The following is an 11,599-nucleotide window of genomic DNA, read 5'->3' on the forward strand; positions in this document are numbered from 1 at the left end:
AACAGCGGGTTACGAATCAGCCGACCAGCAGCACGTGCAGCGTCCGCGGTCCGTGGACGCCCTCGACGCGCCGGAGCTCGATGTCGCTGGTCGCGGAGGGGCCACTGATCCACGTGTGCGGTCGGCGCGGGTCGAGCAGCGGGAGGGCGTCGGGGACGTCGGGGACGACCTGGTCGGTGCGCACGATGCAGACGTGCAGGTCGGGCACGAGCGAGATCGCCCTGCGTCCCTGGCCGGGGCCGTGGTCGAGCACGATCGTGCCGGTCTCCGCGATCCCGACCCGAGCCTCGGTGACGACGGCGTCGCAGGCGTCGAGCTCGGCGGCCGAGAGGCCGGTGTCCTCCACGCTGCCCGCCACGGCGACCGACAGCCCGGCGGGGACGACGACGCGCGCGCCGTCCGGGAGCGCGGCCACGACCCGCGCGGCGAGCTCGTCGGGGGCGCATCGCTCGACGACCGCCCGGTAGTCCGCGACCCGCTCGGCGAAGTGGGCGACCACGTCGGGGACCGGCGCGATCCGGGGCGAGGGCGGTACGTCGTACCCGGGCTCTACGCCGGCGAGCGCGCGGCGCACCCGGTCGAGGACCTCCTCGCGCGCGCTCATCGTCGACCTCCGTCGGTGCGCTTCCACCAGGCCCGGAACGACTCACGGGGCGCCGGCGGCAGCTCGCGGGCGGACGTCCACTTCGAGGCACCGAAGCGGCGGGCGACCCGCAGGCCGAGGCCGGTGAAGCGCTCACCGAGGCCGAGCTTTCGGGCGTCGGAGAGCGCCGTCGACGCGCCCTTCATCGCGAGCGCCTCCAGCTTGGGCCGGCCGCCGCGGTGGGCGTCGACCACCTTCGCGCGCTGGTCGACGAGCACCGACGGGATGTCGATGCGCACCGGGCAGGCTTCGAAGCAGGCGCCGCAGAGCGACGACGCGTAGGGCAGGGAGTCGACCTGGTCGTCGTGGCCGACGCCCTTCAGCAGCGGGTTGAGGATCGCGCCGATGGGACCGGGGTAGACCGAGCCGTAGGCATGGCCGCCGGTGCGCTCGTAGACGGGGCAGACGTTGAGGCAGGCCGAGCAGCGGATGCACCGCAGGGCCTGGCGTCCGACCTCGTCGGCCAGCGCGTTCGTGCGACCGTTGTCGAGCAGCACGACGTGCACCTCCTGCGGTCCGTCACCCGGGGTGACGCCGGACCACGTGGAGGTGTAGGGGTTCATCCGCTCGCCCGTCGAGGAGCGAGGGAGCAGGCGCAGCAAGGGATCCAGGCCGTCCCAGGTCGGGACGACCTTCTCGATGCCGACGACCGAGATCAGCACCTCGGGCAGCGTCAGGCACATCCGGCCGTTGCCCTCCGACTCGACCACGACGAGCGTGCCGGTGTCGGCGACGGCGAAGTTGGCGCCGGAGATCCCGACCTTCGCACGCAGGAACTTCTCGCGCAGGTGCGCCCGGGCCGCAGCGGCCAGCACCGTCGGCTCGTCGGTCAGGTCGTCGGGCGCGGGCCGGCCGACGGCGGCCATCCTCGCCAGGAAGATCTCGCGGATCTCCGCGCGGTTGCGGTGGATCGCCGGGACCAGGATGTGGGAGGGCAGGTCGTCGCCGAGCTGCACGATGAGCTCGGCGAGGTCGGTCTCCCAGGCCGCGATGCCCGCGGACTGGAGGGCCCCGTTGAGGTCGGTCTCCATGGTGACCATGGACTTGACCTTGACGACCTCGTCGACCTGGTGGGCCTTCGCGATCGAGACCACGATCGCGTTGGCCTCGGCCGCGTCGCGCGCCCAGTGCACGGTCGCGCCGTTGGCTGTCAGCGTCTCCTCGAGACGTTCGAGGTGAGTGGCGAGGTCGAGCAGCGCGGACTCCTTGACGCCGGCGCCGGCGAGCCGCAGCTCCTCCCAGTCGCTGTTCTCGTTGACCTCGTCGACGAGCCGCTGACGCTTGGCACGGATGGTGCCTGTCGCGTGGGCGAGGTTGTGCCGCAGCTGCGAGTTCGCGAGTGCTTCGTGCGCCGCGGCCGGGAAGGCCGGCATGCCGACGAAGGTGGCGCTCATGCGGTCGCTCCCTCGGTCGCGGCCAGGATCTCGGCGAGGTGCACGGGTCGTACGCCGGACTGCTGGCGGGTCAGCAGGCCACCGATGTGGGTCAGGCAGGAGTTGTCGCCGGCCGCCAGCACCTCGGCGCCGGTCTCGCGCACGTGCCGCGCCTTGTCGGAGCCCATCGCGACCGACGTGTCGGCGTTCTTGAGGGCGAACGTGCCGCCGAACCCGCAGCACTGCTCGGCCGCGGGGAGCTCGAGAAGCGTGAGGCCACGGACGTTCTCGAGCAGCCGACGCGGGCGGTCGCCGACCCCGAGCATCCGCAGCGAGTGGCAGGTCGGGTGGTAGGTGACCGTGTGCGGGTAGTAGGCGCCGACGTCCGTCACGCCGAGCACGTCGACGAGGAACTCCGAGAGCTCGTGGACCCGGGGCGAGGTCTTCTCGACCGCCGCGGACAGAGCGGCGTCGCCCGAGCGGCGGGCCACGATCGAGTGCTGGTGCCGGGCGCAGCCCGCGCACGACCCCGACGGCGTGACGACCGCGTCGTACCCCGCGAACGTGTCGACGAAGTTCCGGACCACCGGCACGGCCTCGTCGAGGTAGCCGGTGTTGACCATCGGCTGCGCGCAGCAGGTCTGGGACTCGGGGAACTCCACGTCGACGCCGAGCCGGCGCAGCAACGTCACGACCGCCTGACCCGTCCCCGGGTAGAGGGCGTCGTTGATGCAGGTGACCATCAACGCGACCCGCACGGTGACGCCCCTCTCGGCTCGTGGATTGATGAAACGTTACAACAGGTGAGCGCCCGCGTCACGCGCCGCGCGCCGAGGCGGCCGCGGCCGCCGCGATCCGGGCGTCCGGGATCCGGTAGAACCGGCGCGCCGTACCCGCCCACACCTCGGCCCGGTCGTCCTCGTCGAGCCCGGACAGCACCTCGCCCAGCCCGGCGACGACGCGGTCGTAGCCACCGGCCGCGACCGAGATCGGCCAGTCCCCGCCGTACATCAGCCGGCCGGGCCCGAACAGCTCCAGCGCGCGCTCGACGAACGGCCGGATCGACGCGGGCGTCCAGGTGTCGGGCGCCTCCCCCGGGTAGAGCCCCGACAGCTTCGCGTGCACCAGCGGCCCCTCGGCGGCCGCCGCGAGCAGGCTCCACCACGGCTCGACGTCGGCCGCGCCGATCGGCGGCTTCGACAGGTGGTCGATGACGATCCGGAGGTCCGGGTGGCGCTCGACGAGCGTGGGCACGTGCTGGAGGTGCCGCGGCAGCACGGACACGAGGTCGAAGGTGACCCCGGCCTCCTCGAGCACGGACAGTCCCTCGTCGACCTCGGGCCGCAGGATCCAGTCCGGGTCGGGCAGGTCGTGGATCAGGTTGCGGACCCCGACTACGCGGTCGTCGCGCCGCAGCTCGGCGAGCCGCGCGGCCGCCTCCTCCGGCCGGTCCAGCGGCACGTAGGCCACGATCGCGGCGATCTCCGGGTGCCGGTCGGCGACCTCCAGCATCAGGTCGGTGTCACCGTCGTGGTCGTCCGACTGCACGATCACCGTGGCCGTGACGCCGTTGCGCGCGAGCTGCGGCTGGAGCTCGTCGAACGTGAACGTGCGGTTCCACTGCGGCACGTGCGGGCCGAGCCAGGAGTACGGCGAGCGCTCGAGGTCCCACACGTGCTGGTGTGCGTCGATGATCATCGGCACCAGCCTCACACGGCGGCGGGTCGGGGGTGCCGCGTCGCCCAGTAGGAACCGTCGGGGTAGGCGTACTCCGCGACCGACGCGTCGTGCATCTGTGCGCTGTAGCCCGGCTGCGAGGGGAGCACGTAGGCGCCGTTCTCCACGATGCACGGGTCGGCGAAGTGCTCGTGCAGGTGGTCGACGAACTCGGTGACCCGGTCCTCGGTGGTGGCCGAGACCGCGACGTAGTCGAAGGCCGACAGGTGCTGGACGAGCTCGCAGAGCCCCACCCCGCCCGCGTGCGGGCAGACTGGTACGCCGAACTTCTTCGCCATCAGGTAGACCGGGACGATCTCGTTGATCGACGCGAGGCGGGCGGAGTCGAGCTGGCAGAAGTCGATCGCCTCGGCCTGGAAGAGCTGCTTGAAGAGCACCCGGTTCATGCCGTGCTCACCGGTGGCGACCCCGATGGGAGCCACGGCCCTCCGCACCGCCGCGTGCCCGAGCACGTCGTCGGGGCTGGTCGGCTCCTCGATCCACAGTGGCTTGAACTGCGCGAGCGCCTTGACCCACTCGATCGCCTCGGGCACGTCCCAGACCTGGTTGGCGTCGATCATCAGGTGCGCGTCCCATCCGATGACCTCGCGGGCGATCGAGCAGCGCCGGATGTCGTCGTCGAGGTCGGCGCCGACCTTCAGCTTGATGTGCCGGTAGCCGTCGGCGACGGCCTCCGCGGCCAGCCGGCGCAGCTTGTCGTCCGAGTAGCCCAGCCAGCCGGCCGAGGTCGTGTAGCACGGGTAGCCGGTGCGCTCGAGGTCGGCGATGCGCTCGGGCCGGCTCGGGATCGTCTCGGCCAGCATCGCGATCGCCTCGTCACGGGTGAGGGCGTCGCTGAGGTAGCTGAGGTCGAGCGTGTCCACGAGCTCCTCGGGGTCCATGTCGACGAGCAGGCGCCACAGCGGCTTGCCGGCGGCGCGCGCCGCGAGGTCCCACACCGCGTTCATGACCGCGGCCATCGCCAGGTGCTCGACGCCCTTGTCGGGGCCGAGCCAGCGCAGCTGCGAGTCGGACGCGAGCTCGCGGTAGGTGCCGCCGAGGTCGCCGACCAGGTCGGCGACCGCGCGGCCGACCAGGGGCTCTGCGCGGCGCTGCGCGGCGAGGGTGCAGATGTCGTTGCCGCGCCCGATGGTGAAGGTGAACCCGTATCCGGCGAGCTCCGGGTCGTCGGTGCGCAGCACGACGTACGTCGCCGAGTAGTCGCCGTCCTTGTTCATGGCGTCGGACCCGTCCATCGAGAGGGAGGTCGGGAAGCGGACGTCGGTGACGTCGACGGCGGTGATGCGGGTCATGGCAGCTCCTGGCTCGGGGCGTGGTGGGGGCGGGCGGCGTGCTCGGAGAGGAGACCCGCCGTGGCGAGGTCGTCCCAGAGCGCGTCAGGGACCGGACGTCGGTAGCGGTCGACCGCGTCGGCGACCTGTCCGGGACCCGCCGCACCGACGACCACGGAGACGACCGCGGGGTGGCGCAGCGGGAAGGCGACGGCGGCCTCGGGGAGGGTGACGCCGTGTGCCTCGCACACGTCCGCGATCGCGTGGACGCGGGCGACGAGCTCGGCGGGGGCCGGCACGTAGTTGTAGAGCGGAGTGGGCCCGGGGCGCGGCCGAGCGAGCAGGCCGGAGTTGTAGACCCCGGCGACGGCGACGCCGACCCCGCGCTCGAGCGCGGCGTCGAGCAGCTCGTCGGCCTGCTCGAGGAGCGTGTAGCGGCCTGCGCACATGACGATGTCGACGTCGTGCTCTCGGACCAGCTGGGTCAGGTGGCCGGCGAGGTTCATGCCCGCTCCGACCGCGCGGACGACGCCCTCGTCGCGGAGCTCGACCAGCGCCGGCACCGCCTCGTGGAGCGCCTGCTCCCAGCGATCCTCGGGGTCGTGCAGGTAGGCGATGTCGATGCGCTCCAGGCCGAGTCGGTCGAGGCTCTCCTCGATCGAGCGCCGGATGCCGGCGCGGCTCAGGTCCCACTGGCGCCGGGTCGTGGCCGGCACCGCGAAGCCCTCGTCGTCCATCCGGCCGGCCCCGTCCGGGTTGGGGACGAGCAGCCGGCCCACCTTGGTGGAGAGCACGAGCTCGTCGCGCGGCCGCTCCCGCAGGAGGGCGCCGAGGCGGCGCTCGGACAGGCCGAGGCCGTAGTGGGGCGCGGTGTCGAAGTAGCGGATGCCGGCGTCCCACGCCGTCGCGAGCGTGGCGGCGGCGGTCTCGTCGGACACCTCGCGGTGGAGGTTGCCGAACTGGGCGCCGCCGAGCCCGAGCTCGGTCACCCGGACTCCGCGCGCCGTGCGGTCGGGGATCATCGCCGGACCTCCAGGAGGTCGGAGACCCCGCGGTCCGCGACCGCGAGCGCGGTGTCGATGGCCTCGCCGCGCCAGACCACCGCGTCGACGAGCTCGCTCAGGACGTCGACGACCTGCGGCAGCTCGGCGATCCGGGGCAGGGGGCGCGAGTGCGCGTGGGCGGCCTCGAAGAGGGCGTGCTCGGGCGCCTGGGCGAGCACCGCGGCGTCCGCCCACGTCGTACGCCGTGAACCGGAGGCCCCGGCGCGCGTGGTCTCGAGGTCCATCGACGCGGACGCGGCGTGCCGCAGGTAGTCCCACGCACGGTCGGGGTCCGGGCAGTCGCTGGTCAGGCAGGCGACCCAGAACGCGTTGACGGTGGTCGTCGGCGTGCCGTCGTCGTGCGTCGGCGCCACCGCGCACGCGTAGTCGCCGGCCACGGCACCGGCCGCGGCAAGAGCGGCGTAGCCGGCCCAGTTGACCGCGACGCCGACCCGGCCGTCGGCGAAGGCGAACCCGCTGCCGTTGCTGTCCAGGTCGTGCGCGTCGGCGGGCACGACCGTCGTGGCGACGCCGCGCAGGAAGGCCAGCGCCTCGCGCATCGGCGCGGTGTCGACGACCACCCGTCCGTCGGCGTCGACGAGGTCGCCGCCGAGGCGCCACAGGTGCAGCGCGAGGTCGTAGACGTTGTTGTGCCCGTCGGGCGCGCCGGCGAGCACAGTGCCCGCGCGCCCGTCGGGAGTGTGGAGGATCGCGGCTTGCGCGAGGAGCTCGGACCAGGTGTCCGGCGCGGTGAGGTCGTGGGAGGCCAGCAGCGACGGCCGGGTGAACAGCAGCTGGGGCCCGTCGTGGAAGGGCAGGCCGTAGACGTCGCTGCCCCAGGTGACGCCCTCGTGGAAGGACGGCGCCCACGCGTCCGGCCAGTCCTCCGGCGGAGCGGTGGCGACGTGCTCCGTCAGCGGCCGGATCCGTCCCGCCGCGGCGAGCGCCGGCAACCAGTCGGCCGGCACCACGAGCACGTCGGCGTCCGGGACGGCGGGCCCGAGGACGGCGCCCTGGAGCTCGGGCAGCCCGAACCACCTGGCCTCGACGACGCCACCCGGCCACGCATCGGCGTGCGCGGCCACCGCCCTCCGGAAGCCGTCGAACTCACGGCCCCAGAGACGGATCGGGGCGGGCTCGTTCATCCGCCCCTCTTGTTGGTGAGGTAGAGGTGCGTGAGGACCAGCACGGTCTCGTCGCGCTGGTTGGTGACCGTGACGAGCTCGTGGACGTAGCCGTGGGTGTCGGCCATCCGCTTGTGGTCGGACTTCTCCGTGATCGCGGCGGTGACGGTGATCGTGTCGCCGATGAACACCGGCTTGATGAACCGGATCTTGTCGTAGCCGTAGGACATCGACTGCGGGTTGATGTCGCCCGCGGTCATGCCGACAGCCACGGAGAGGACCAGGGTGCCGTGCGCGATCCGCTGCCCGGCGGGCTGGGTCTTCATCCACTCGGCGTCCATGTGGTGCGGGAAGAAGTCACCGGTCTGGCCCGCGTGCAGCACGATGTCGGCCTCGGTGATCGTCCGCCCGACCGAGGTGCGGCTCTCGCCGATCTCGTAGTCCTCGAACCAGCGGTCCTCGGTCCTCATGCGTGGTCCTCCTCGACCAGCAGCCGGGCGGCGAGGTCGCCGGCCCGACGTACCAGCTCGTCGTCGGTGAGCTCGCCGCGCAGGGTCGCGGTGACCCACGGCGAGACGGTGTCCTGGAACTCGATGAAGCCGGCGGTCCGCGGCCGGACCCAGGCCCCCTCGAGCGTCCTCCGGGTCCCGCTGAAGAAGTCCCACGAGTCGGCGTTGAGCCGCTCGTCCTCCCACGAGGCGCCGTAGCCGGGCTGGCCGCCGGCGTCGTAGTAGACGCCGGACTGGACCTCGGGCGAGGCCACCCAGAGGGCGTAGGCCCGGGCCGCGTCGACGTCGGAGGCGCGGGCGGACACGGCGACCCCGGCGCCACCCAGCTGCGAGCCGGCGACGCCGCGCGGGCCGGCCGGCATGTCGACGTACCGGAGCCGGTGCGGCCGGAAGCCGGCGCGGGAGTAGTTCGTGTAGCCGTAGAGCAGCGGTGCGTACGCCCAGCCCTCGTCGACACCCGCCGCCAGCGCCTCGGCGACCTCGATCGGATTGGCGTCGAGGCACCACGCCGGCACTCGCTCGGTGAGGCGGTGCAGCAGGTCGAGCACGGGCGCGGCCTCGGCGGCGCTGAGGAACTCGCCCGGCCGGGCGTTGACCGGGGTGCCGAGGTTGGCGGCGATCGTGCACAGGCTCGACCAGGAGTCGACGGGCTTCGCCGGCCACAGCACGCGGCCCTCGCCGGCCAGCGCGAGCACCTCGTCCCAGCCCGACGGCGGCGTCGGCAGCAGGTCCGGCCGGTGCACGGCGACCTGGGTGGCCGAGTCGGTCGCGAGGCCGTACTGGTGGCCGGCGTGCGCGTACGTCGCGTGGCTCGGCCCGACCGAGTCGGCGGCGAGGGCGGCGAGCTGGTCGTCGTACCCGGCGCCGTCGAGGGGAGCCAGCAGGCCCTCCGCCGCGGCGAGCGGCACGTGCGGGTGGTCGATGACCAGCAGGTCGTAGCGCGCGGTCAGGTCGTCCAGCGGCGCGTCGGCGAAGGCCTGGAGCGAGCGGAGCTCCCACTGGACCTCGACGCCCGTGAGGAGCGCGTACTCCTTCGCCGCCGCGACCTGGCAGTCGTAGCCGCGCGGGTGCTCCCACGTGATTCCGCGAAGGACGGTCATGCCCACTCCTCCACCGTGTCGGGACGGAAGCTCGCGTCGTGCTCACCGAGCCGCGGCGCCGGCCGCGGGCTGGTCAGCACCTGTCCGTCGATGCGGATGGGGCTGCGGGTCGTCGTCAGGCGGAGGCCGTCGCGGGCGATCTCCTGGGTCATGTCGATCGCGCGGAAGCCGTCGTGCTCGACGAGCTCCTCGAGGGTCAGGACCGGAGCGCACCAGACGTCCTCGGCGTCGAGCACCGCGAGCCACTCGTCGCGCGTGCCGGTGCGGAGGCGCTCGGTGATCAGCTCCTCGATCTCCTCCTGGCGCTCCCACCAGGCACTCGGGTCAGTCATCGAGGACAGCGTGTGCAGGTCGAGGAGCCGGCCGATGGTCGGGACCGGGTTCATCGCGATCGCGAGGTAGCCGTCCTTGCACGGGTAGATCCCGTACGGCGCGGGGAGGAACGCGTGCGCGGACCGGGGGCCCTTGCGCTGCACGGCCAAGGTCGGGTCGTTGAGGCGCGCGGTGAGCAGCTCGAACTGCAGGTCGAGCAGCGCCTCGAAGAGGCTGGTCTGCGCGAGCCCGCCCTGCCCCGTGCGGAAGCGGCGGACCAGGAGCGCGGTGATGCCCTGGGCGAGGTGGCAGCTCGCGAGGTGGTCGGCGACGGCGAGCCCGACGGGCACCGGCGGGTCGTCGTGCGAGCCGTTGAGCCAGGGCAGGCCGGCGATCGACTGGGCGAGCAGGTCCTGGCCGGGGCGGTCCTTGAACGGCCCGCTGTCGCCGTAGCCGCTCACGCTGCCGTAGACGATCGCGGGGTTGAGCTCGCGCACCGACGCGTAGTCGAGGCCGATCCGCTCCATCACCCCCGGACGGAAGTTCTGGATGACGACGTCGGCCCGAGCCACCAGGTCGCGCACCATCGCTAGGTCCGCCGGGTCCTTCAGGTCGGCGGAGATGCTCTCCTTGTTGCGGTTCATCGCGTGGAAGGACATCGAGGAGTCCCCGGCCATCCGGCCGCCGAAGGCGAGCTGGCGGCCCAGGTCGCCGCCGCCGGGGCGCTCGACCTTGACGACCCTGGCGCCGAGGTCCGCGAGCCGCATGGCGGCCACCGGCCCGGCGAGGAACTGGCTGAAGTCGAGGACGGTGACGCCCTCGAGCGGAAGGTCGCTCACTGTCCCGCTCCCGTCTCGGCGGTCTGGACGGAGCGCACGCGCAGGTGGGTGACGCCGCCGTCGACCTCGAGCGCCGTACCCGTGGTGGAGCCCGAGCGCGGGCTGGCGAGGTAGGCGACCGCGTCGGCGACCTCCTGCGGGGTGACCATCCGCCCGGTCGCCTGGCGGGCGTCGAGCGCAGCCTTCTCCGTCGCGGGGTCAGGGAACTTCGCGAGCATCCGGTCGACGAAGCCCGTGTGCACGGTGCCGGGCGACACGCAGTTGACGCGGACGCCGTCCGCGACGTGGTCGGTCGCCATGGCGTAGGTCAGCGCCAGGACCGCACCCTTGGAGGCGTTGTAGGCCACGCGCTGCGGGAGTCCGTTGAGGGCGCCGATCGAGCAGAGGTTGACGATGGCCGCGTGGTCGGAAGCACGCAGGTGCGGCAGCGCGGCGGCCGAGGTCCGGGCCGCGCCGACGACGTTGACGTCGAGCACGCGGTGCCAGTCGTCGTCGCTGAGGTCCTCGACGGTGCCGACCGCGCTGATGCCGGCGTTGTTGACGAGCACGTCGATCCCGCCGAGCCGGTTGACGACGGTCGCGACCGCCACGTCCACGGACTCGCGGTCGGTCACGTCGCAGGGGACGCCCACGAGGTGGTCGGGGAGGTCGTCGAGGTGGAGGTCGAGCGCGGCGACCTGTGCGCCGCGGGCCGCGAGCTCCTCGGCGATCGCGAGGCCGATGCCGGCCGCACCGCCCGTGACGACCGCGACCAGCCCGTCGTACTCGGGTCCGCGCGTCATCGCGTCGCCTGCTCGAAGGTCTGGCGGGCCCGGCCGAGGCCGGTGATCTCCAGCTCGACGACGTCGCCGGCCCGCAGGTACGGCGCGTCGGGCAGGCCGAGGGCCACGCCGGCGGGGGTGCCGGTGTTGATGACGTCACCGGGCTCGAGGACCATGAACTGGCTCAGGTACCAGATCACGTGGTCGACGCCGAAGACCATGTCGGCCGTGGTGCCGTCCTGCCGCTTCACGCCGTTCACCGAGAGCGACAGCCGCAGGTCCTGCGGGTCGGCGACCTCGTCGGCCGTCACGAGCTCAGGGCCGAGCGGGTTGAAGGTCTCGCAGCTCTTGCCCTTGTCCCACTGGCCGCCCCGCTCGAGCTGGAACTCCCGCTCGGAGACGTCGTGGGACAGCACGTAGCCGGCGACGTGTGCGCGCGCCTGCTCCGGCGACTCCAGGTAGCGCGCCGTCGAGCCGATCACGACACCGAGCTCGACCTCCCAGTCGGTCTTGGTCGAGCCGATCGGCACGAGCACCGTGTCGAAGGGGCCCACGACGGTGCTCGGGTCCTTCATGAAGACGACCGGCTCCTCCGGGATCGCGGCACCCGTCTCGGCCGCGTGGTCGCGGTAGTTGAGCCCGATGCAGACGACCTTGCCCGGCCGCGCGACCGGCGCGCCGACCCGCAGGTCGGCCGCCCCGGGGAGCTCCTCGAGGGATCCGGCGGCGACGGCGTCGGCCACCTTCGCGAGCCCGCCCCCCGCGAAGAAGGCCGCGTCGACGTCCGGTCCGTCCAGGACGGGGCGCAGGTCGAAGTGGGTGCCGTCCACGACGACGGTGGGGATCTCGGCTCCCGCGGGCCCGAGGCGGGCGATTCTCATCGGTGT

Annotated in this window: 12 protein-coding genes; all 12 read right to left on the bottom strand. The window is 73.0% G+C overall.

The annotated features are described in order from the left end of the window. Positions 1–16 precede the first annotated feature (16 nt). The gene (locus tag ACFQQI_RS22820; RefSeq protein ID WP_378568900.1) at positions 17–604 is read right to left on the bottom strand and encodes a lactate utilization protein C; all 588 of its coding nucleotides are present in this window, start codon (positions 602–604) and stop codon (positions 17–19) included. Next, on the bottom strand, positions 601–2,037 hold the full coding sequence (locus ACFQQI_RS22825) for a lactate utilization protein B (RefSeq protein WP_378568901.1): 1,437 nt from the start codon (positions 2,035–2,037) through the stop codon (positions 601–603). Before ACFQQI_RS22825 ends, ACFQQI_RS22820 begins: the two co-directional genes overlap by 4 nt. Further along, positions 2,034–2,759 carry a (Fe-S)-binding protein gene (locus ACFQQI_RS22830; RefSeq protein WP_378569055.1) on the bottom strand — a complete coding sequence of 242 codons (726 nt, stop codon included), beginning with the start codon at positions 2,757–2,759 and terminating at the stop codon, positions 2,034–2,036. Before ACFQQI_RS22830 ends, ACFQQI_RS22825 begins: the two co-directional genes overlap by 4 nt. 73 nt (positions 2,760–2,832) lie before the next feature. Beyond that, entirely contained in the window at positions 2,833–3,714 is an 882-nt protein-coding gene (locus ACFQQI_RS22835; protein WP_378568902.1) for an amidohydrolase family protein, read from the bottom strand. Positions 3,715–3,725: 11 nt separating this feature from the next. Further along, entirely contained in the window at positions 3,726–5,045 is a 1,320-nt protein-coding gene (locus ACFQQI_RS22840) for an L-fuconate dehydratase (RefSeq protein ID WP_378568903.1), read from the bottom strand. Beyond that, complete coding sequence (locus ACFQQI_RS22845; RefSeq protein WP_378568904.1) at positions 5,042–6,046, bottom strand: aldo/keto reductase; 1,005 nt, start codon at positions 6,044–6,046, stop codon at positions 5,042–5,044. The genes ACFQQI_RS22840 and ACFQQI_RS22845 overlap by 4 nt, the downstream gene beginning before the upstream one ends. Further along, positions 6,043–7,212, bottom strand: a complete 1,170-nt coding sequence (locus ACFQQI_RS22850; RefSeq protein ID WP_378568905.1) for an ABC transporter substrate-binding protein — start codon at positions 7,210–7,212, stop codon at positions 6,043–6,045. Before ACFQQI_RS22850 ends, ACFQQI_RS22845 begins: the two co-directional genes overlap by 4 nt. Next, the gene (locus tag ACFQQI_RS22855) at positions 7,209–7,661 is read right to left on the bottom strand and encodes a MaoC family dehydratase (RefSeq protein ID WP_378568906.1); all 453 of its coding nucleotides are present in this window, start codon (positions 7,659–7,661) and stop codon (positions 7,209–7,211) included. The genes ACFQQI_RS22850 and ACFQQI_RS22855 overlap by 4 nt, the downstream gene beginning before the upstream one ends. Further along, positions 7,658–8,800, bottom strand: coding sequence for an extracellular solute-binding protein (locus tag ACFQQI_RS22860; RefSeq protein ID WP_378568907.1), 1,143 nt, complete (start codon positions 8,798–8,800; stop codon positions 7,658–7,660). Before ACFQQI_RS22860 ends, ACFQQI_RS22855 begins: the two co-directional genes overlap by 4 nt. After that, entirely contained in the window at positions 8,797–9,951 is a 1,155-nt protein-coding gene (locus ACFQQI_RS22865; protein WP_378568908.1) for a CaiB/BaiF CoA transferase family protein, read from the bottom strand. Before ACFQQI_RS22865 ends, ACFQQI_RS22860 begins: the two co-directional genes overlap by 4 nt. Continuing rightward, positions 9,948–10,733: an SDR family NAD(P)-dependent oxidoreductase gene (locus ACFQQI_RS22870; protein WP_378568909.1), complete on the bottom strand. Its 786-nt coding sequence runs from the start codon at positions 10,731–10,733 to the stop codon at positions 9,948–9,950. Before ACFQQI_RS22870 ends, ACFQQI_RS22865 begins: the two co-directional genes overlap by 4 nt. Next, positions 10,730–11,593: a fumarylacetoacetate hydrolase family protein gene (locus ACFQQI_RS22875; protein ID WP_378568910.1), complete on the bottom strand. Its 864-nt coding sequence runs from the start codon at positions 11,591–11,593 to the stop codon at positions 10,730–10,732. Before ACFQQI_RS22875 ends, ACFQQI_RS22870 begins: the two co-directional genes overlap by 4 nt. Positions 11,594–11,599: the final 6 nt, after the last annotated feature.

Source organism: Nocardioides sp. GCM10030259 (genome assembly GCF_042666375.1).
Taxonomy (GTDB): domain Bacteria; phylum Actinomycetota; class Actinomycetes; order Propionibacteriales; family Nocardioidaceae; genus Nocardioides.

Bases quoted from the DNA above. Each gene is read 5' to 3' on its own strand.
- ACFQQI_RS22820 (WP_378568900.1), bottom strand. From the start codon at position 604: ATGAGCGCGCGCGAGGAGGTCCTCGACCGGGTGCGCCGCGCGCTCGCC.
- ACFQQI_RS22825 (WP_378568901.1), bottom strand. From the start codon at position 2,037: ATGAGCGCCACCTTCGTCGGCATGCCGGCCTTCCCGGCCGCGGCGCAC.
- ACFQQI_RS22830 (WP_378569055.1), bottom strand. From the start codon at position 2,759: ATGGTCACCTGCATCAACGACGCCCTCTACCCGGGGACGGGTCAGGCG.
- ACFQQI_RS22835 (WP_378568902.1), bottom strand. From the start codon at position 3,714: ATGATCATCGACGCACACCAGCACGTGTGGGACCTCGAGCGCTCGCCG.
- ACFQQI_RS22840 (WP_378568903.1), bottom strand. From the start codon at position 5,045: ATGACCCGCATCACCGCCGTCGACGTCACCGACGTCCGCTTCCCGACC.
- ACFQQI_RS22845 (WP_378568904.1), bottom strand. From the start codon at position 6,046: ATGATCCCCGACCGCACGGCGCGCGGAGTCCGGGTGACCGAGCTCGGG.
- ACFQQI_RS22850 (WP_378568905.1), bottom strand. From the start codon at position 7,212: ATGAACGAGCCCGCCCCGATCCGTCTCTGGGGCCGTGAGTTCGACGGC.
- ACFQQI_RS22855 (WP_378568906.1), bottom strand. From the start codon at position 7,661: ATGAGGACCGAGGACCGCTGGTTCGAGGACTACGAGATCGGCGAGAGC.
- ACFQQI_RS22860 (WP_378568907.1), bottom strand. From the start codon at position 8,800: ATGACCGTCCTTCGCGGAATCACGTGGGAGCACCCGCGCGGCTACGAC.
- ACFQQI_RS22870 (WP_378568909.1), bottom strand. From the start codon at position 10,733: ATGACGCGCGGACCCGAGTACGACGGGCTGGTCGCGGTCGTCACGGGC.
- ACFQQI_RS22875 (WP_378568910.1), bottom strand. From the start codon at position 11,593: ATGAGAATCGCCCGCCTCGGGCCCGCGGGAGCCGAGATCCCCACCGTC.